Annotated in this window: 19 protein-coding genes; 15 read left to right on the top strand and 4 right to left on the bottom strand. The window is 66.9% G+C overall.

The genetic code is table 11. The features are described from left to right. Window positions 1–31: 31 nt before the first annotated feature. The 10 genes from BJQ90_RS18320 to BJQ90_RS18275 all read left to right on the top strand — a co-directional run bounded on the left by BJQ90_RS18320 (window position 32) and on the right by BJQ90_RS18275 (window position 11,852). A complete protein-coding gene (locus tag BJQ90_RS18320) occupies window positions 32–805 on the top strand; it encodes a DeoR/GlpR family DNA-binding transcription regulator (RefSeq protein WP_226761627.1) in 774 nt (257 codons plus the stop codon). Beyond that, window positions 802–1,989, top strand: coding sequence for an MFS transporter (locus tag BJQ90_RS18315; RefSeq protein WP_226761626.1), 1,188 nt, complete (start codon window positions 802–804; stop codon window positions 1,987–1,989). The genes BJQ90_RS18320 and BJQ90_RS18315 overlap by 4 nt, the downstream gene beginning before the upstream one ends. 46 nt (window positions 1,990–2,035) lie before the next feature. Beyond that, entirely contained in the window at window positions 2,036–3,541 is a 1,506-nt protein-coding gene (locus BJQ90_RS18310) for a bifunctional phosphatase PAP2/diacylglycerol kinase family protein (protein ID WP_226761625.1), read from the top strand. A 132-nt stretch (window positions 3,542–3,673) separates the two neighbouring features. Then, window positions 3,674–4,618 carry an ABC transporter ATP-binding protein gene (locus tag BJQ90_RS18305; RefSeq protein ID WP_226761624.1) on the top strand — a complete coding sequence of 315 codons (945 nt, stop codon included), beginning with the start codon at window positions 3,674–3,676 and terminating at the stop codon, window positions 4,616–4,618. A 3-nt stretch (window positions 4,619–4,621) separates the two neighbouring features. Beyond that, a complete protein-coding gene (locus tag BJQ90_RS18300) occupies window positions 4,622–5,512 on the top strand; it encodes an ABC transporter permease (protein ID WP_226761623.1) in 891 nt (296 codons plus the stop codon). A 30-nt stretch (window positions 5,513–5,542) separates the two neighbouring features. Beyond that, a complete protein-coding gene (locus BJQ90_RS18295) occupies window positions 5,543–6,859 on the top strand; it encodes a sensor histidine kinase (protein ID WP_226761622.1) in 1,317 nt (438 codons plus the stop codon). Between the two features lie 24 nt (window positions 6,860–6,883). Next, a complete protein-coding gene (locus BJQ90_RS18290) occupies window positions 6,884–7,615 on the top strand; it encodes a response regulator (RefSeq protein ID WP_226761650.1) in 732 nt (243 codons plus the stop codon). 255 nt (window positions 7,616–7,870) lie between these two features. Further along, on the top strand, window positions 7,871–9,310 hold the full coding sequence (locus tag BJQ90_RS18285; RefSeq protein WP_226761621.1) for an amino acid permease: 1,440 nt from the start codon (window positions 7,871–7,873) through the stop codon (window positions 9,308–9,310). Between the two features lie 285 nt (window positions 9,311–9,595). Beyond that, entirely contained in the window at window positions 9,596–10,501 is a 906-nt protein-coding gene (locus tag BJQ90_RS18280; protein WP_226761620.1) for an intradiol ring-cleavage dioxygenase, read from the top strand. Window positions 10,502–10,541: 40 nt separating this feature from the next. Next, window positions 10,542–11,852, top strand: coding sequence for a M18 family aminopeptidase (locus tag BJQ90_RS18275; RefSeq protein ID WP_226761619.1), 1,311 nt, complete (start codon window positions 10,542–10,544; stop codon window positions 11,850–11,852). Between the two features lie 27 nt (window positions 11,853–11,879). Here the strand turns inward: BJQ90_RS18275 and BJQ90_RS18270 are convergent, their stop codons facing one another. From BJQ90_RS18270 to BJQ90_RS18255, 4 genes are all read right to left on the bottom strand, one after another. Next, a complete protein-coding gene (locus BJQ90_RS18270; protein WP_226761618.1) occupies window positions 11,880–13,061 on the bottom strand; it encodes a hypothetical protein in 1,182 nt (393 codons plus the stop codon). Between the two features lie 584 nt (window positions 13,062–13,645). After that, window positions 13,646–14,605 (bottom strand): glycosyltransferase family 1 protein, encoded by a 960-nt coding sequence (locus BJQ90_RS18265; RefSeq protein ID WP_226761617.1) that lies wholly within the window; start codon window positions 14,603–14,605, stop codon window positions 13,646–13,648. Window positions 14,606–14,883: 278 nt separating this feature from the next. Further along, complete coding sequence (locus tag BJQ90_RS18260; protein ID WP_226761616.1) at window positions 14,884–15,789, bottom strand: DUF6492 family protein; 906 nt, start codon at window positions 15,787–15,789, stop codon at window positions 14,884–14,886. 498 nt (window positions 15,790–16,287) lie between these two features. Then, on the bottom strand, window positions 16,288–16,971 hold the full coding sequence (locus tag BJQ90_RS18255) for a DUF1345 domain-containing protein (protein WP_226761615.1): 684 nt from the start codon (window positions 16,969–16,971) through the stop codon (window positions 16,288–16,290). A 241-nt stretch (window positions 16,972–17,212) separates the two neighbouring features. Between BJQ90_RS18255 and rpsF the strand changes: the two genes are divergently transcribed. The 5 genes from rpsF (at window position 17,213) to BJQ90_RS18230 (ending at window position 20,078) form a co-directional block, all read left to right on the top strand. Continuing rightward, a complete protein-coding gene (rpsF, locus tag BJQ90_RS18250) occupies window positions 17,213–17,518 on the top strand; it encodes a 30S ribosomal protein S6 (RefSeq protein WP_024366241.1) in 306 nt (101 codons plus the stop codon). 55 nt (window positions 17,519–17,573) lie between these two features. Continuing rightward, a complete protein-coding gene (locus BJQ90_RS18245) occupies window positions 17,574–18,167 on the top strand; it encodes a single-stranded DNA-binding protein (RefSeq protein ID WP_226761614.1) in 594 nt (197 codons plus the stop codon). 125 nt (window positions 18,168–18,292) lie between these two features. Beyond that, on the top strand, window positions 18,293–18,532 hold the full coding sequence (gene rpsR, locus BJQ90_RS18240; protein ID WP_003800144.1) for a 30S ribosomal protein S18: 240 nt from the start codon (window positions 18,293–18,295) through the stop codon (window positions 18,530–18,532). 17 nt (window positions 18,533–18,549) lie between these two features. Then, on the top strand, window positions 18,550–19,002 hold the full coding sequence (gene rplI / locus BJQ90_RS18235; protein ID WP_226761613.1) for a 50S ribosomal protein L9: 453 nt from the start codon (window positions 18,550–18,552) through the stop codon (window positions 19,000–19,002). 209 nt (window positions 19,003–19,211) lie between these two features. Continuing rightward, window positions 19,212–20,078, top strand: coding sequence for a PhzF family phenazine biosynthesis protein (locus BJQ90_RS18230; RefSeq protein WP_226761612.1), 867 nt, complete (start codon window positions 19,212–19,214; stop codon window positions 20,076–20,078). Window positions 20,079–20,133: the final 55 nt, after the last annotated feature.

The raw sequence follows: 20,133 nt of genomic DNA, 5'->3' as shown, positions 1-20,133 counted from the left end.
TTAAATGATCATTCTCCATTAGCATTTGTACATGAGTAGTGAGGAGCGGCACCGGCGCATCGCTGACCTGCTGCGCCACCGGGAGGATGTGACGGTCAACGAGCTCATGACCGTATGCGGCGCCTCGGGTGCCACGATCCGGCGCGACCTGGATGTCCTGGAACTCCACGGAGTCCTCAAACGGGTCCACGGCGGCGCCCGCAGCCTCGTGCTGCGCGGCGGGAACCCCGAGTACGGGCAGCGCGAACTCGAGGACCACGCGGTGAAGGTGCGGATCGCAGCGGGCGTTGCCGCGCTGCTCAAGGACCGCGGGCACGTCTGGCTGGACAGCGGCACCACGGCCACCGAGGTGGCCCGCCAGTTGCGGCAGCGGGACATGACCCTGATGCCGATGTCGTTGCGGGCCGTCAACGTACTGGCCGAAGGTGGCCCGGCCGCCGGCCGGCGTCCCGAACTCCTGTTGCCCGGCGGGAGCCTGATCGCCGGGGAACTGTCCTTCCGTGGACCGATGACGGAATCCAACATTCGTTCGTTGAGGTTTGATGCGGCCGTGGTCACGCCCTGCGCCCTGAACCTGCGGGACGGACTGTTGGCCCACGACCTGGACGATGCGGCCGTGAAACGGGCCGGCCTGGAATCCGCGGGCCGGGTGATCGTCGCCTGCTCGGGCACCAAATGGAACGCCAGCGCCGTCGCGCTCGTCGCGTCCCTCGATGCCGTGGACGTCCTCGTGACAGACCGGCAATTCAGTCCCGAAGAACTTGACCAGCTCGCCCAACACTCGGTGGAAGCAGTGATCGTATGACCAAGACAGCAACCCGCCCTCAGCTCAAGGCCGCTGCCGCGGCGACCTTCCTGATTTTCGGGATCAACGGGCTCGTGTTCGCCAGCTGGGCCGCCCGTATCCCCGCGGTGACGGACATCCTGCACATCTCCTCGGGGCAGATGGGAACCCTGCTGCTGTGCGTGGCGGCAGGGTCCCTGATCGCACTGCCCACCGCCGGCGCCGTGGTGGGACGGATCGGGACGGCCAACGCCGTGCGGGGCGCAGGCCTCCTCGCCGCCGCGGCCGGCGTCGGTGTGTCGCTCGCGCTGCTGGCGGAGTCCGTTCCGGGAACGGCCATTGCCCTGTTCTTCTTCGGCATGGGAGTCGGGCTCTGGGACGTGTCCCAGAACATCGAAGGCGCCGACGTCGAACACCAGCTCGGGCGCACCATCATGCCGCAGTTCCACGCCGCCTTCAGTGGCGGCGCGTTCCTGGGCGCCCTGATTGGCGCCGGCCTGGCGGGACTCGGGGTCGGGCTGCCGGCGCACCTGCTGGTGATCGCCGGCGTCGTCGCCGTGCTGACACTCTTTGCCCCGCGCTACTTCCTGCCGCACACCCCGGCACCCGCGCCGCATGCCGGGGAGCCGAAGGAACCCAAGGCCCGCTCGGCCTGGCGGGACGGGCGCACGCTGCTGATTGGCGTGGTGGTGTTGGGGGCGACCCTCACCGAGGGCGCAGGCAATGACTGGATCGCGAAAGCCGCCGTCGACGGACTGGAGGCCTCGGAATCCACCGGTGCGCTGCTGTTTGCGGCCTTTGTCCTGGCCATGACCGCGGTGCGCTTCTTCGGCGGGCGGGCGATCGACGTCTACGGCCGGGTGGCGGTGCTCCGTGCCAGCATGGCCGCCGCCGCGGCCGGGCTGGGGCTCTTCGTGCTGGCAGGCAACCTCTGGCTGGCCACGGCCGGTGCGGTTCTCTGGGGAGCCGGGGCTGCCCTCGCGTTCCCGATGGGCATGTCGGCTGCGGCTGACGATCCCAGATACGCCGCCGCCCGCGTGTCGGTCGTATCCACGATCGGGTACATCGCCTTCCTGGCCGGGCCGCCGCTGCTGGGCTACCTCGGCGACCTGGTGGGAATCCGGGTGGCGCTGCTGACCATCATGTTTCCGATTCTTGGTGCACTGCTGCTCGCCGGCGCCGCGAAACCCTTGCGCGCCGGCTAGGCTTCCGGCATATGTTTCCGGCCCGCGCTGGCAGTAAGGTGGTCGGATGCGCAGCATGCTGAAGAAGGCGCCGCGACGGCTGGGGAAGCTGGACCGGAAACTTGTACGCGCCATATCCGACCTCCCCGGGGGCCACCATGACGAGCTCTTCCGGCGGCTTTCCGCCGCGGCGAACAAGGGCAAGCTCTGGTTCGGCATCGCCGCCGTGATGGCCTTCTTCCCCGGGCGGACACGGCGGGCGGCCCTCCACGGGGTGCTGGCGCAGGCCGTGGCCTCCGCGGTGACGAATGTGGGCTTCAAGACGCTGCTGCCTCGCGCCCGGCCGCTGCCGGAGCACCTGCCGGCCTTCAGGTTTGTCCATCCCCAGCCCACAAGCTCCTCGATGCCCTCGGGCCACTCCGCCTCGGCCGTGGCGTTCACCCTCGGCGTGGGCCTTGTGCGGCCGGCGCTCGGCGCCGCGCTGGCCCCCCTCGCAGCGGGCGTGGCCTACTCCAGGGTTCACACCGGCGCGCACTGGCCCTCCGATGTCGTCTTCGGGTCGGCGATCGGGGCGGGGGCGGCCATAATGACGCGGAAATGGTGGCCGGTCCGGCCGCCCTTCCCCGAGGTCAGGCGGACCGCCGTGAAGGCCGCGGAGCTCCCGGAGGGTGAGGGCCTGGGGATCGCGGTCAACACCCTGGGCGGATCCTACGCTGAGGAGACGGCAGCCGCCCTCCAAAAGGTATTCCCCAAGGCGTATATACATGAAATTGGCCGGGAGAAGGACATTGCAGCGGGGATCTCCCGGGTCGCCAGCCGGCCCGGAGTCGTGGCTCTGGGCGTCTGGGGCGGGGACGGAACGGTCGGCACGGCGGCAGCGACCGCCGTCGAACATTCCCTTCCGCTCCTGGTCCTGCCGGGCGGAACGCTGAACCATTTCGCCCGCGACGCCGGGACCCCCAGCCTCACGGCCGCCGTTGAAGCCGCCTCCCGCGGCGAGGCGGCACGGGCGGATCTGGGCCGGGTGGCCGTGGAGCGCGGTCTTCCCGGCGGCCCGGAACAGGTGCAGGTGACCATGCTTAACACCGCCAGCATCGGCCTCTACCCGAACCTGGTCCGCCGGCGCGAACTGCTCCAGCCGGCCCTCGGCAAACCCCTGGCCGGCGTCGTCGCCATGTTCCGGACCTTCGCCGCCGGGACGCCCACCACCCTGATCGTCGACGGCGTGCGGCACAAACTCTGGATCCTCTACATCGGCCGCGGACGCTACTACCCCCGCGACCATGCCCCCCTGGTCCGGCCTGTCCTGGACGACGGTGTCTTCGACCTCAGGATGATCACCGCAGACGAATCCTTCGCCCGGCTCCGGCTGCTGTGGTCCGTGCTGACCGGGACCGTCGCCACCTCCGGAATCACCCACCTCAGTGAAACCAGGAGTATCCGGGTCGAACCGGGGGACACCACGATGGTCCTCGCGGTGGACGGCGAAGTCATGCCGGGGGTGCGCGGCGTTGAATTCTCGGTCCTGCCGGGCGCCCTGACCTACTACTCGCCCTACTCGCCGGCATCCTGACAGCCGGCGCCGTCATCCTCCCGGACTACCCTGATCCGACCCTGAATCATCCCTGGGACCGGCGAATTCGGCTCCCCGGCTCGGTAGCGTGGTGTGTACGCCAAACCCACCGCTAGCTAAAGGAACGCTTCCATGATCGAAGCACGAGGCCTGACCAAAGTTTACGGCGACAAGACCGCCGTCGCCGGGGTCAACTTCACCGTCGAAGCCGGCCGGGTCACCGGCTTCCTGGGCCCGAACGGAGCCGGTAAGTCCACCACCATGCGCATGATCATGGGGCTGGACCGGCCGACGTCGGGCACCGTCACCGTCAACGGCACCCCGTTCGCCCAGCACGCCGCGCCGCTGCGCGACGTCGGCGCCCTGCTTGACGCCAAGGCCGTCCACACGAGCCGCTCGGCCTACAACCACCTCCTGGCAATGGCCGCCACCCACAGCATTCCCAAGCGACGCGTGCACGAAGTCATCGAAATGACGGGCCTGGCCGATGTGGCCAAAAAGAAGGTCGGCGGCTTCTCGCTCGGCATGGGACAGCGGCTCGGCATCGCCGCGGCGCTCCTCGGCGACCCGCAGACCGTCATCCTTGACGAGCCCGTCAACGGCCTGGATCCCGAGGGTGTCGTCTGGGTCCGCAATCTCGTCAGGCATCTGGCGTCCGAGGGTCGCACCGTGTTCCTCTCCAGCCACCTGATGAGCGAAATGGCCGTCACCGCGGACCACCTGATCGTGATCGGCCGCGGCAGGATCATCGCCGACGCGCCGATCCAGGACATCATCAACGGCAAGGGCCGGATCCGCACCCGCGTCCGCACCGACCAGCCGGACCAGCTGATGCACCTGCTCGCCGGCGACGGCGTCTCCGTGGAGCTACAGGACAATGAACTGCTCGAGGTCACGGGCCTGGACCCGCGCCGGATCGCCCGCACTGCCCTGGACGGCCACGTCATGATCTACGAACTCACCCCGCTTCAGGCCAGCCTTGAGGAGGCCTACATGGAACTGACCAAGGATGAGGTCGAATACCACTCGCTGATCGCCACGGGTGCCGCCGCCCCCGTCCAGTCCGGAGGCAACTAAGCCATGAGTTCCACCACCCTAGATCCCTCCCGCCACGGCGCGCACGCCGCCGGTGACCCTGCCGGCAAGCTGCCGGGAACCAGCACCGGCCCGGGCCCCAGTTTTCTGCGCGTGCTGAATTCGGAAATCATCAAGTTCCGCACCCTCCTGTCCACCCTGATCCTGCTCGGCTGCACCGTCCTGGTAGTTGTTGGCTTCGGCGCCCTCTCCGCCTGGGGAACGGGTCAGTTCTCCGAGGCCGCGGCCACCGATCCGCAAGCTGCCGCTGCCTTCGCCGCCCAGGGCGGGGATCTCGCCGTCGGCGTCCCCACCTCCGGCATCGCGTTCGCCCAGTTGATCCTGGGCTCCCTCGGTGTGCTGCTGATGAGTTCCGAGTTCACCACGGGCATGGCCCGCTCCACCTTCGCGGCCGTCCCGAAGCGGATCCCGGCGTTCGCCGCCAAACTGCTCGTGGTCATGTTGACGGCGTTCGTCCTCACCGCGGCCTCCGTGTTCCTGGCCGGCCTGGTGTCGCTGCCGATCCTGGACAACTACGGCCTCAAGCTGGACCTCGCCAGCTCGCAGTCAGTCAAGATGCTGCTCGTCAACAGCGTCTACGTTGCGGCCGTTGCCGCGATCGGCATGGCCCTGGGGTCGCTGATCCGCAACTCAGCCGGCGGCATCATGAGTCTGGTCGGGCTGTTCTTCGTGGCACCGATCGCCTTCCAGCTGATCCCGGGCGATTTCTTCGTCCAGGCCCGCAAGTACCTGCCCGGCAACACGGTCGACCCGATGACAGCCGTGCAGCACGTCCCGGACACCCTGGAGGCCTGGCAGGCCGCCCTGGTGCTGGGCGCCTGGGTCGTCATCCCCGTGGTCCTGGCCGCCGTGCTGCTGAAAAAGCGGGACGTCTAGGCCCGCCGGCTCACCGTCTAGGCTCAGAGCATGATCGATGCAGTCACCGTGAAGGACGCGCCAGCCAGCCAGGCTGACGCGTCCTTCGCTGAGATCACCGCCCGGCGGAGGGGCCGGATCCGGCGCTACCTGTTCCAGCATCCGCGGGCCATGGATGCCGTTGTCGTGGCCTGTTATCTGCTCCTGGTCATCCCCACAGCCGTGGAATCAGTGCACGACGGCGTCTGGCCGGCGGCCGTGCTGCTCGCAGCAGCCGCAGTGGCGCTGTCGTTCCGGCGGAGCCATCCGGTACCGGTGGTAGCCGTGGTGGCTGCGCTGGAAGCCGGCGTGACCCTGCTGCACCCGTGGGGCTCCAACGTCTCCGCCGGGCTGTGGTTTGCGCTCTACGCGGTGGCAGTGGTGCGCAGCCGGCGTTTCGCCCTGGGGTGCCTCGCGGCGGCCACAGCGCCGCTGGTGTTGCTGTACGTCCGGCTGGCCGTCGGCCCGCTGGATGGCCGGCTGCCGGACATGGGTATGAACACGCCGGAGAACTTCCAGCTGATCAGCAGCATCGCGGCCTGCGTCAGCATTGCCCTCTCCAACGTCATCGCCACCGGAATCGGCGTCTCGGTCCGGCAGCGGCGCGCGCACGAGCAGGAGATTGCAGCCTGGGCCGCGAGGGCAGGGCGGCTCGCGTCAGTCACGGAACGGAACCGGATCGCCCGCGAAATGCACGACGTCGTGGCGCATTCCCTCACCGTGATGATCAGCCTTTCGGACGGGGCCGCCGTCGTGCTCAAGAAGGACCCGGCGCGGGCGGCGGAGGTACTCGGCGAACTCTCCCGCACCGGCCGCACCGCGCTGGCGGACATGCGCCGTGTCCTCGGTGTGCTGCGTGAGGATGCCGCCCCCGGGCAGGCTCCGCGTGAGCCGCTCGTGGCAGGGGACAACCTGGGCAAACTGCTGGAAGGTTTCCGCACTGCGGGCCTCCCGTTGCACTATTCGCATACCGGCCCGTCGCTGCCGGACGACGCGGCGTTCCAGCTGACGGTCTACCGGATCGTGCAGGAGTCACTCACGAACGTGCTGCGCTACGGACGTTCCCTGGGGCGGGTGGACGTGGCGGTCGTCCGGGACGGATCCGCGGTCACCATCGACGTCGTCGACGACGGCAGGGGCTCCGTCGGTTCGGGCGGCGCGGCAGCGGCGGGGGCACGTGATTCGGGGTCCGTGGGCACCGGCCAGGGCCTCGCCGGAATGCTGGAGCGGGCCCGCATCTACGCGGGCACCGTCGAGGCGGGACGCAGCGCCGAGCACGGCTGGCGCGTGCACGCCGTGCTGCACTGGAACGGCGACAACGGGAAGTGAGGGCACATGAGTGAAGGGCAACCGATGGCCGGGACCGGACCGATCCGCATCCTGCTGGCGGATGACCAGCCGCTCCTGAGGATGGGCTTCCGCCTGATCCTGGAGGGCGAGGATGACCTGAGCGTTGTGGGCGAGGCCGCCGACGGCGCCGAAGCGGTGGGCCAGGTCCGGGACCTCGCCCCCGACGTCGTGCTGATGGACGTGCGGATGCCGGTGCTGGACGGGATCGAGGCCACCCGGGCGATCACCGCATCCGGAGCCCACGCCAAGGTCATCATCCTCACCACCTTCGACCTGGACGAGTACGCCTTCGCCGGGCTCCAGGCCGGGGCCTCGGCCTTCCTGCTCAAGGACGTGGCGCCGGCCGAACTGATCAGTGCCGTCCGGGTGGTGGCGAGCGGGGACGCGGTGGTGGCGCCGCGCGTCACCCGGCGGCTGCTGGAAGAGTATGTCCGGGGCGACGGGGCGGGCACCGGCCAGTCCGGGGACGCCCCCGGACCGGGATCCCCCGCCGGGGCCAGGCCGGCCAAGGATCCGCTGCTGGAGGACCTCACCGCGCGCGAAACCGAGATGCTCGGGGCGATGGCCGAGGGGCTCTCGAACGCCGAGATTGCGCACCGGTACTTCCTTTCCGAAGCCACGGTTAAAACGCACGTGAGGCGGATCCTCAGCAAGCTCCATCTGCGCGACCGGGTGCAGGCGGTGGTCTACGCCTACGAGACCGGCCTGGTGGTGCCGAGCAACCCGGACTACTGAGTCGGCGGCCCGGCCCGCTCCGCGGGAGCCTGAAGCAGTGGTTTCAGGCACATTTCATAATTGTCCGTGAGGCAACATCTTTTGCCTCCTACGCCCATTTCCTGGACCTGTGCCCGCAATGCCGGCCCGTCATTTGTGGGATTGCACAGAACGGACGCCTCCGTGCCGGGCTTACTGTGAGACGTCAATGTGGTCCGCCACACAAGTTTTCACGATCCACCGCGGATCCAAACAATCCACGAAGGACGGCGCTTCATGCAGGCTGACCAGCAGCTCTCCAAGTCCCTGAAACCCAGGCATCTGTCTATGATCGCCATCGCGGGGGTGATTGGTGCCGGCCTGTTTGTCGGCTCCGGCGCCGCGATCCAGCAGGCGGGCCCGGGCATCCTGGTCGCCTACGCTGCGGCGGGACTCGTCGTTATCCTGGTCATGCGGATGCTTGGCGAGATGGCCGCGGCCAACCCCGAAACCGGCTCGTTCTCAACCTACGCTGACAAGGCCCTGGGCCGCTGGGCCGGATTCAGCATCGGCTGGCTGTACGCCTGGTTCTGGATCATCGTGCTGGGCATCGAGGCGACGGCCGGCGCGGCGATCATGCACCGCTGGGTGCCCGGCATCGACCAGTGGGTTTGGGCGCTGCTGCTGATGGTGCTGCTGACCCTGACCAACCTGGGCTCGGTGAAGTCCTTCGGTGAGTTCGAATTCTGGTTCGCCTCCATCAAGGTCGCGGCGATCGCACTGTTCCTGCTCTTCGGCGTCGCGGCAATCCTGGGCCTCATCCCGGGCGTTCCGGCCCCCGGCGTGAGCAACCTGCTCGACAACGGCGGCTTTATGCCCAACGGTCCGGGCGCCGTGCTGGCGGGCATCCTTGTGGTCGTGTTCTCCTTCTTTGGTGCTGAAATCGCCACCATCGCCGCCGGGGAATCGGAAAACCCGGTCGATGCGGTCAAAAAGGCCGTGAAGTCCACCGTCTGGCGCATCCTCGTCTTCTACATCGGCTCCATCGCGGTGGTGGTCACCCTGCTGCCCTGGAACTCCGCCTCCGTGGCGAAGAGCCCGTATGTTGCCGTCATCGAACTGTTCGGCATCCCCGGGGCCGGCGCCATCATGGACATCGTCGTGCTGACCTCCGTGCTGTCCTGCCTCAACTCCGGCCTGTACACCGCCAGCCGGATGCTGTTCTCGCTATCCCGCCGCGGCGACGCGCCGCGGTCCTGGATGCGGATCTCCAAGCGCGGCGTTCCGGCGGCCGCCGTCCTGGCCTCCACCGTGGTGGGCTTCGTCACCGTGGGCCTGAATTACATCGCCCCGGACACCGTGTTCCTGTTCCTGGTCAACACCTCAGGGGCCATTGCCCTGTTCGTCTGGCTCGTGATCGCCGGCTCGCAGCTGATCCTGCGCCGCCGGATGGGCGCGGCGGCCAAGGACCTCCAGCTGAAGATGTGGCTGTTCCCCTACCTGACCTGGGTTGCCATCATCAGCATCGTGGCGCTGCTGATCGGCATGGTCATTCTGGATACCACCCGGGAATCACTGCTGCTCTCCCTGGCCCTCGCCGCCGTCGTGGTCGGTATCGGCCTCTGGCGGTACCGCAGGAACGGCGGGAAGGAACCGGCCGCTGAAACCGGCGAGACCAGGGCCGCCGAAACCGTGGCGGCAGCTGAAGACGCCACCGTGGGTGCCGGCCCGGCGTAGAAGCTCACGGAGGGCCCGCGGGCACGGCATGTGCCCGCGGGTCCAGCAGCACCTCCATGGACATGCCCAGTCCTGCCGTGCAGCGTTGGACATATTGTCACTATGTCCACTTGCCGCCGCCAGGGGAGGGCATGTCCCACGTGACCGAGGGGACATGTCTGGGCCCGGGCGCACCCGGAGGGCATGTCCCGCGCCCGGCCAGCCCCCGGCCGTTCCGGCTCAAACCACAGCGGCCACACAGCAGGGGCCCAGTCGGGGCATAGCACCCCGGCGTTCCATGAACCCATGACCACTTCTCCGCAGCACCCGCACGAGCCGCACCCCAACCACGACCGCGGCCTTGAATTCGACCTCTCCACCCTGCTGAGCCGCCGCTCGCTGGGCATGTTCCTCGGCGCCGGCACGGCCGCCGCCCTGACAGCCTGCAGCCCGGGCGGCACCGCCACTGGAGCCGCGTCCGCCACGGCCGCTGCGACGGGGTCGACGCCGGCATCCTCCGGAACTGCGGCCGCCAGCAGCACCCCCTCCGCCTCTCCCACACTGACGCGGGCCATCGCCGAGTGCGGCGTCGAAATACCTCAGGAAACAGCGGGACCCTACCCCGGCGACGGCTCCAACGGCCCCAACGTCCTGGCCGCATCGGGCGTGGTCCGGCAGGACATCACCTCCAGTTTCGGGACCTCCAGCGCCAAGGCCGGCGGTGTGCCGCTCACCGTCACGCTGACCCTGCTCGAGAACGCCAACGGCTGTGCGCCCCTGGCCGGGGCCGCCGTCTACGCCTGGCACTGCGACAAGGACGGCAAGTACTCCATGTACGACGCCGGACTCAAGAACGAGAACTACCTCCGGGGCGTCCAGGAGGCTAACGCCAACGGCCAGGTCACCTTCCAGACCATCTTCCCCGGCGCGTACAGCGGCCGCTGGCCGCACATCCACTTCGAAGTCTTCGAGTCCATGAATAACGCGACGGTGGCCGGGCAGGTCCTCGCGGTGTCCCAGATCGCGCTGACGGACGCCGCCTGCAAGGAGGTCTACGCCTCGGCCGGCTACGATTCCAGCGCCCGGAACTTCCCCAGGACCACGCTGAAGTCGGACAATGTCTTCGGAAACGACGGCGGCATCTACCAGCTGGCCACGATGTCCGGGTCGGTGTCCGGCGGATATACGGCCGGACTCAACGTCACCGTGTAGGGGACAGTCCGGCCGGCGCCACGGCGCTAGACTCGGAGCCATGCCTTCAGAGTCCAGCGCCGCAGCCCACATCCAGGACCTCGGCGCGTACGTTACCGCGTCGCCGTCGAGCTTCCACGCCGTCCACGAGGCCGCCCGACGGCTGGACCAGGCGGGATTCACCGCCCTCGACGAGCTGCAGGCCTGGGACGCGGCCGCCGGCGCAGGAAAGTTCTACGTGGTCCGCGACGGTGCGATCATCGCCTGGGTCACGCCGGAGACGGCCGGTCCGAGCACCGGATTCAACATCCTGGGCGCCCATACCGATTCGCCCTCCTTCAAGCTCAAGCCCAAACCCACCACCGGAAAATTCGGCTGGCTGCAGGCCGGCGTCGAGGTCTATGGCGGCCCGTTGCTCAACTCCTGGCTGGACCGCGAACTGCAGCTCGCCGGCCGCCTGGTGATGCGGGACGGCACCCAGCACCTCACGGCCACCGGGCCGCTGCTGCGTTTTCCGCAGCTGGCCATCCACTTGGACCGCGCGGTGAACGAGGGGCTGGTCCTGGACAAGCAGCAGCACATGAACCCGGTCTACGGTCTCGGCGACCCGGCCGGGGAGGACCTGCTCGGCCTGTTGGCGGACCGGGTTCCGGGCGCGGATGTGGATGCTGCCCTGATCGGCGGCTACGACGTCGTCATCGCGGACACCCAGGCCCCGGCCGTGTTCGGCGCGAAGGGTGAGTTCTTCGCGTCCGGCCGGCTGGACAACCTGTCGGCGACCCATGCCGGGCTCACCGCGCTCATCGCCCACGCAGCCGCGCCGCAGCCGTCCGGCGCCCCCATTGCCGTGCTTGCCGCATTCGACCATGAGGAGATCGGCTCCGCCTCCCGGTCCGGCGCGAGCGGGCCCATCCTCGAGGACGTGCTGGTGCGCATTTCCGACGGACTGGGAGCGTCCGCGAGCCAGCGGCGGCAGGCTTTCGCGGCGTCGTTCTGTGTGTCCGCCGACGCCGGCCACGCCGTCCACCCCAACTACGCCGAACGGCACGATCCGGCCAACCGGCCGGCCCTGAACGGCGGCCCGCTGCTGAAGATCAACGCCAACCAGCGCTACGCCACGGACGCCACCGGCGCCGCACTCTGGGCCCGCCTGTGCGCCGACGCGGGCATCCCGTACCAGGAATTCGTCTCCAACAACGTGATGCCCTGCGGCTCCACGATCGGCCCGCTGACCGCCACCCGCCTCGGCATCCGCACGGTCGACGTCGGCGTGCCCCTGCTCTCGATGCACTCGGCCCGTGAACTCTGTGGCGTGGAGGACCCCTACCGGCTCGCGAAAGTGACCGAACGGTTCTACCGCACCGCGGTGTAAGAGCAGGCCAGCGGCACGGCCCTTGCGTTAGGGGGCGCAGGAAGCGGCGGCCCCGTCGATCCGGTAGAGATGGACCGCATTGCCGTCCGCAAACGTGTCCCGGAACGTGCCGTTGCTGAGCGTCACAGTGCGGTTCTCATCCAGGACTGTTGCGGTGACTGCCGCGCCGGGCAGGCACCCCAGGGTGAATTCAGCTTGCAGCGCCCCCGCCTGCGCGGAGCCGGCGAAAACGTAGAGGGCGCCGCCATGTACTTTCACGGCCGCGTCAACGCCCGCGCCGTGGGTCAGGGCTCCATCCAGGAAGGGAGCGTTGAGGACCGGCGCGAGTCCGGTGATTTGCGCATTGACCGCGGTCACCCAGGGCCTGACCTTGTCACCGCAAGGGTCCCGCAGGATGTGCTGCGTCTGGCAGTCGCCCCCGAAGCTGTGGTTGAAGTAGATGATCCCCCGCGCTCCGTGGATGAGGCTGCTCCAGACGGCGGCCCTGACCTGCGGGCCAGTGATGGTGGGGGCTGCAGCTTCGCCAGCCGGATGTCCAAGCTCCACAAAGGCCCACACCGGTTTGCTGCCGGCCGGCCGGACGAGAGACCGGACGCGGTCGACGGTCCAGCCATAGTTGGCGGCCAGCCGGCATTCCTGGTCCGTCAAGTTCCGCCCCCCGCCGAGCCTTCCGCCACCTTCGCTTTGTCCGCAGATGTTGGGATCGGTGAACCAGTAGTTGTCGACCGAAACCACGTCCTGAAACTCATTGACGAAGACAGATGCTTCTTCGTCACTCTCCCAGAAGCTGACACCCTTGCCGTAGTTGGCATACTTCAGGGTTCCGTCGGCACTCGACGCTAACAGCCTCCGTTGCACCGAATAGCCACAACGTGCCCCCGCGGGGTTGCAGATTTCACCGTGCCCTGGCCACTTGCCCGTCCATTCGGCCGACCCGGGGCCTGCCCACATGTCCGGTTCATCGGCGAGGACAAGACCCGAGCTCCATTGAGATGGTCCGCTCGTCACAGCGTGGACACCGCCCGGACGCAGCAGAGAGGTATCTGAGTTTGCGGTCAGGTCCACGTACGTGTTCAGTCCGGCGGCTTTGTCTTTTCCGATATCGCCCGGCTCCGAAATGCTTTCCAGCCACACGCCAAGGGGAAAGTAGTCCGGAGTTGCCGGGAGCGAGTTCTCGAAGCCGCCATAGAAGCGGGGCCCTCCATCCACTTCGCGGAGACCTTTGGCCGCCGCGGCACTTTCTGCAGGGATCGCAACGCTTCTGGCGCCCTCCGGAAGGGCTTGGCTGGCCGGCGCGCTGCTCCCGCTGAGCAGCAGCGCAATCGCTAGACCAAGGGCGGCTGTCAACACCGCTTGGGACCGTTCTGGGCTACGTTTCACGGGCTATACCCCTTGAATCAGTCGGGCCAGGAGGTCGCCCCGGCCGGTGCTGTCAATGCGTTAGGCCGACCGGCGACCATCAGTGCCCGGTCTGCGGTCCAGGTGCGGCGTGTGCAGCGCGCAGGCGAGGGTGTCCGCGGATCGGGCGGGAACGTTGGGTCGGACCAGCGGGCCGCTTTGCTGGTCCTGCACCAACCCCGGGATTTCACGCCAGAAAGAAGCGATCGATCTGTCCCGGCAACTCAGTGATCGGGTATCCGAACCGAGCGAAAATGAACCTCTTCAGAGCTTGACGGCCTTCGCAGGGCGGCCCGGCGGGTCGCGCCTGTGCGCCATCCTACTCAAGTAGCGCCTCCGGCACAGCCACTTTCGAAAAAGCGTTTCTGGATAAGCCGCTTCCGGCGCCAGTTGGCTCATCCGCGGCTCAGCACACCTCTACAAGCCGCTTCGATCAGGTCCGCCACCATGGTTTGAGTTTGGCCCCAGCCCTGCCGCACCCGAAACGGTGCGGCGGCTGGGGCGGTACCGTCCTGATCGCGGACCACCGAGGAGAGTGCGGCCGCCAGGGCCGCAGGGGACGGCTGGGCCCAGACGGCGTCGGGGCCGGGAAAATCGGCACGGGCCAGGGCCGAGTCATTCAGGACCGGCCTGCAACCGGCGGCCAGGAGTTCCTCGGCGGCCAAGGAAATGTTCGTGAATGACATCACCAGCCCGGCCTTGGTGCGGTTGTAGAGTGCGTTCAGTTCAGCCGGCGGGAGATTCCCGTGATTGGTGACCCGAATCCTCCAGTTCGCGACGTTGTCGCCGTAGACATGAATTTCCTCGTCCGGGTGCATTTCGTGGAAGCGTTCCAGCGCGAGCTTGGCCAGCAGATATCCTCTGCGGTCGGCGCTCCGCTTGGCATAAAAGACAATTCCACGTCGCGACCCGGCGCTGCGGGACCCATCCAGCAGCCGATACACCTCTGTGTCGCAGCCAAACGGGACTGTCAAAGCCGGTGTGATGCCCGATTCCTGCTCGAGTCGCGTGGCCACCATGTCGCCAAGGGCTACGAGTCCCAGCCCCAAGTGATAGGACAGTTCTGACAGTGTGTAAAGGGAACCGCGCGGATAGAAATATGGCTCGAAATCCTGGACGAAGTAGAAGCAGCGGACGGGACCCGTAACCCGGGACGCCACAACGTGGGCGGTCTGCCATGAACTGGCCACAACAGCATCAACGCCCTCGATGCGGGGCGTTGCCGACTCGATGGCTGCCTTCATGCCCGGCCAGCACCGCCGGATCACGTCCTCATGGCGGCTGACGTCGTCAGAGTTGACGTCGTAGAGGAACAGCGTGCACTTGTGACCACGCCGCTCAAGGCCCTCGACCATGCGGAAGAGAGTCGTGTGCCCTCCGGATCGGGCGCCTGGCGGAGTGCAGACCCATCCGATGTGCAGATTGCCGGACCTCACGGGGTAGTCCGTCGAGGGGCGGACCGACCGTTGATCTGCAATGTCCTCCGGCCGGAGGGGAAAGTCCAGATCGGCCCAGCCCAGCCGGTCCCCTACCTTCTGCGCGATTCTTCGTGTTCCCCAACTCAACACGACGCCTGCACCGTCCCTTTTCAGCCGCAATGCGATGTCGGTCAGTCGCTGTGTGGTGCCCATGATCAGTTGCGCTCCCCTTCGTCTGCCAGCGCCTTCCGAACCTCGGCCAGCGCCTGGCGGCGGTGGTGGAGGCCGGTTCCAGATTTGGCCGAAATCATGATGGCAAGATCTTCGGACGTGACCCCTGCCAGCAACGCGGACAGTTCTGCCGGGCCTAAAGTGCGTTCCTCCGAATAGGCGATGCTTTTCATCCGGGAGGTGGTTGATTGGGCACCACCCAGAACTTCGTCAACATATACCCCATAGAGAATCATTTCGGAGAAGTGCAGTTGACTGCCAATGGCCGTCGCCCAGGTTCGGCCCGTGTGCGTCTCGACCGCCGAAAGTAGACTGCGCACAATTGCGGGTTCCCAGAGGCACGGCCAACTTATGTAGTCAGGGAGATTCCCCGCTGGCGGCGGCGCCAATCCCAAGAGCGACCTGGAGGCTTCGTGCCACTTGCGGTGCAAAGGCATGCCGGCATGAACCGCCCCGGGATTGCGGTAGAACGCCGGTCTCCCGTTCAGCATGAACGAGTCAAGGGAAGTCCTGCGGATCAGCACCATGTCGGAGTCCATCAGCAGCACGCCCCCGGCCTCGAAGGAGGCCGCGACAGAGAGTTTCACCAGTTGCTGGGCGATCCAACCTCGTACGGGGGGCCACGGGCGGCGCGCGTTGACCCAGACGTTCGCGCCCGGCGTTTTCACCAAGTAGCGTGGCAGGAATTCGCCGACATCGTGGACGAATGTTCGCTTTCCCTCCATGTCGCTGAAGTACCTTCGGTCGCTGTGCGGGACAACGATATGGTGTTCGACGTCGTCGGTCATTTCCATGACCGAACGGTTCAAATCAGCGCACAACTCGGCGTCTGGTCCGTAACTTGGGGTCAGGATGGCCAGCTCCGCGCCGCCAGTAATTCCGGGAATCATGAGACCGCTCCGCTCCTGTGCCAGTGCCACCACTTGAATGCCACAAGTTCATGCCCCGGGTGGCGGACGGCGGCTGCACGCCCCAGCGCATTGATCAGGCTGCCAACCCTGGCCAGCCCGCGGGGAGGGAGAAGAATCCGCCTCCCGTTATCGGAGCTCGTCCCGCTCCGGCACTCTTTACGCATCCGGTCCCCGTCCGTTAGAAAAGTGACCGTCCGCTTGCTCATGGTGCCGGTACTCCCGATACAGCGTCCACCGGAGTTCCCTGCTCCACCGCAGGGATGAAGCCCGCGGTCGTGTTGCGGAAGGGTCGTCCCGCTGGTGATATTGACAGCAAATATATCCGGGGGCCTGCCGGGGGCCTAGGCCGCACGGATAGTCGAGTAGGGCATCGACGGAAGTCGCGTAGTTTTCGCGTCCGGTACTTGTTTTCTGGACCGGAAATCTCCAGCGGCAGTCTCCCGGCACGAACAGGACTGCTGTCGGACCGTCAGGCCCTCAGAAGGCCAGACTGACCACGAGGCTGATTGTCGTGGCCAGGATGACGGTCCCAAAGAGGTAGGACAGCAGGCTGTGCTTGAGCGCTTCGGCCCGGACGCCGTGGTTCTGCAGGGCGGTGTCCGAGACCTGGTAGGTCATGCCGAGGCTCGTGGCAAGGTAGGCGAAGTCGGTGTACTGCGGCGGACGTTCCTGGTTGAAGTCGATGCCGCCCACTGCCGCGCCGGCCTTTCCGCCCGTGCTGTAGTAAAGCTCTGCGTATCGCAGCGTGAACAGCGTCTGCACCAGCAGCCAGGACAGGGCCACTGATGCCAGTGCCAGGAGCCCGCCACCGAAGCGGGACCCGCCGTCGTTGGCGTGGGAAGCAACGACGACGACGGCCACCGCGCCGAGACTGGCGACGTTGGCCGCCAGAATCAGCAGGTCGGTGATGCCGCGGGCAGGATCTTCCGCGGTCGCATGCGCCCGGGTCTCGGTCGGGTCTAGGCTGCCGATCACCAGCCAGACCCAGACGACGTAGGTCAACGAGGCTGTGCCCCAGCCGACGGCGGGAGCCTCCACCCAGTGTCCGGACAGGCCGGTCGCCGTGGCCGCCAGCAACCCGGCGAGGAGCATAGTCGCCAGTCGCAGCCGGCTGCGCCGGACCGGCCGGGCGCTGCCGCTAATCGGGGATCCGGGTTTCATTCCCCGATCATGGCACAGCGTTGTCCACATGGAGGCCAGTTTGGCTGCCGTGGCCGAGCCGGCCGCGCCTACGCTGGACCGGCATGGAATCGCGGAATCCGGTCCCGATGCACTAAGCTATTGAAGTCTGTGCTGCGCCCTGCCCCCGTTCCTGGGAGCAATGCGGGCACATGGCACCGCAAATGAACCTCCTGTTACGGAAATGCCGTAACCGCTTAGCCCAAAGGAGGTGGGTTCACATATGCGTCCTTACGAATTGATGGTAATCATCGACCCCGAGGTCGAAGAGCGTACCGTTGAGCCAACGCTTCAGAAGTTCCTGAACGTCATCACGACCGATGGTGGAACCATCGAAAAGGTTGACATCTGGGGCCGCCGTCGCCTGGCTTACGAAATCCAGAAGAAGTCTGAAGGTATCTACGCCGTGGTGAACTTCACCGCTGAGCCGGCTACCGCCAAGGAACTTGATCGCCAGCTGAGCCTCAATGAGACCATCATGCGCACCAAGATCACCCGCCCCGAAGTGCAGAAGGTCGTTGCTGAGTAATTTCAGCTCCCGATTTTCATTCTTCACCCCGCAGGAACGAACAAGGAGGCAGTAGATGGCAGGCGAAACCACTATTACGGTCATCGGTAATCTCACCAGTGACCCCGAACTGAGGTTTACACCGTCAGGTTCGGCCGTAGCGAATTTCACCATCGCTTCTACTCCCCGCACGTTCGACCGCCAGTCCAATGAGTGGAAGGACGGGGAAACCCTGTTCCTCCGCGCGTCGGTATGGCGTGAAGCGGCCGAGAACGTCGCTGAATCCCTGACCAAGGGCATGCGCGTGATTGTTTCCGGCCGGCTCAAGAGCCGTTCCTACGAAACCAAAGAAGGCGAGAAGCGCACCGTTATCGAGCTTGAGGTCGATGAAATCGGCCCCAGCCTGCGCTACGCCAACGCCAAGGTCAACCGCACCCAGCGCTCCGGCGGTGGGGGCACCGGCAACGGTGCCCAGGGTGGCTTCGGCGGCGGCAACAGCGGCGGCGGCTTCGGTGGCGGCTCTGGTGGAAACCAGGGCGGCGGCAACTCGGGCGGAACATGGGGCGGCAACCAGCCCGCGCAGCAGCAGGATGACCCCTGGGCCACGCCCGGTGTCAGCAATGCAGGCGGCGGCTGGGGCAACGGCCCGGATTCCGAACCTCCCTTCTAAAAAACATCTAAGGTTCGACGACGGAACCCGCCGGGACGCCGCAAGGCGCAAGGCGCTGACCTTTGTCGGATCACCACCATCCCGTGGATCAATATCCACGGGCTCCATCGAATAGGAGCTCCACGATGGCTAAGGCTGAACTCCGTAAGCCCAAACCAAAGTCCAACCCCTTGAAGGCCGCTGACATCACAGTCATCGACTACAAGGACGTAGCATTGCTGCGCAAGTTCATCTCCGACCGCGGAAAGATCCGCGCCCGTCGCGTCACTGGCGTCACGGTGCAGGAACAGCGCAAGATCGCCCAGGCAATCAAGAACGCCCGCGAAGTTGCTCTGCTGCCTTACTCCGGCGCTGGCCGCGGCTAAGGAAGGGATTAACTAACATGGCAAAGCTCATTCTGACCCACGAAGTAACCGGTCTCGGTGCTGCAGGCGATGTTGTCGAGGTCAAGGACGGTTACGCACGTAACTACCTGCTGCCCCGCAACTTCGCTCTGACCTGGTCCAAGGGTGGCGAGAAGCAGGTTGAGTCCATCAAGACTGCCCGCGCCGCCCGCGAGCACGCTTCCCTGGAAGACGCTCAGAAGCAGGCCGCTGCACTCTCCTCCAAGCCGGTCAAGCTCGTCGTCAAGGCTGGCGAGACCGGACGCCTGTTCGGCACCGTCAAGCAGGGCGACGTGGCCGACGCTGTTGAGGCCGCTGGCCTTGGCCGCATCGACAAGCGCAAGGTTGAACTGCCGACGCACATCAAGTCGGTTGGTTCCTACCAGGCCAACGTTCGTCTGCACGACGACGTTGCCGCTGTGATCGAACTCGACGTAGTCGCAGGCAAGTAGCCCTCACCGGCTCTGCAGTCCTGAACTGCCGGAAGGCCCCCGCCTTCGGATTCCCTTGGGAACCGGACACGGGGGCCTTCTGCTTTTTAACGCCAACGCGGGGTCACTTACGGCCCAAGTTGGGCGCCGCCATGGGCGCTAGGTGACCCCGCGTTGCAGGGTTTCGGAAGCCCTGTCAGCCTGACCTGCGCCGGTGATAGCCTGCGGCAGTGACCTCTAAGCCTGCAGCTATTCCTGTGCCCCGGCTCCGGCCCTTCGCCCAGGTGGATGTATTCTCCGCCGAGCCCTACCGGGGCAACCCGCTGGCCGTCGTCCTCGACGCCGGGGACCTCAATGCAGAGGTGATGCAGCGGTTCGCCAACTGGACCAACCTCGCTGAGGCCACGTTCCTGCTGCCGCCCACGGACCCCGAGGCCGACTACCGGGTTCGGATCTTCACCGGCAGCGAAGAGTTCCCCTTTGCCGGCCACCCCACCCTCGGTTCCGCTCATGCCTGGCTCGAGGCAGGCGGCATTCCCCGGCAGGACGGGGTGGTCGTCCAGGAGTGCGGGGCGGGGCTCGTCAGGGTGAAGCGCGACGGCGGTCGGCTGGCTTTCGCGGCCCCGCCGCTCACCCGGTCCGGTCCCGTGGCAGAGCCGGACCTCGCCCGCGTCGCCGCCGGACTGAGGCTGCCGCGGGAGGCGCTGCTGGACGCGTCGTGGCTGGTCAACGGCCCGGACTGGATTGGTGTGCTGCTGGAATCGGCGCAGCTGGTGCTCGACATCCGGCCTGACTACGCGGCCATGGCGGAACTCAAGGTCGGCGTGATCGGCCCCCATCCCGCCGGCTCCGAGGTCGGGTTCGAGGTGCGCACGTTCATCCCTGGTGACGCCGCCGCCGAGGACCCTGTCACCGGCAGCTTCAACGCCGGCGCGGCCCAGTGGCTGATCCGGAGCGGCCGGGCACCGGAGTCCTACCTTGCCGCGCAGGGAACCGCGCTGGGACGGGCCGGCCGGGTCCACGTCGACGCGGCGGGGGACGACATCTGGATTGGCGGGAACTCGGTGAGCTGCATCGAGGGATTCGTCCTGCTCTGAGCCATGGAACCCGGCAAAGGGCGTCCCAGTTGCGCTCCCAGTTGCAGTTGCCATT

It is taken from the genome of Arthrobacter sp. SO3, from assembly GCF_020532825.1.
Lineage (GTDB): Bacteria > Actinomycetota > Actinomycetes > Actinomycetales > Micrococcaceae > Arthrobacter.
Note: the sequence above shows the minus strand (reverse complement) of the source record. Positions and strands in the feature narration are given on the sequence as shown.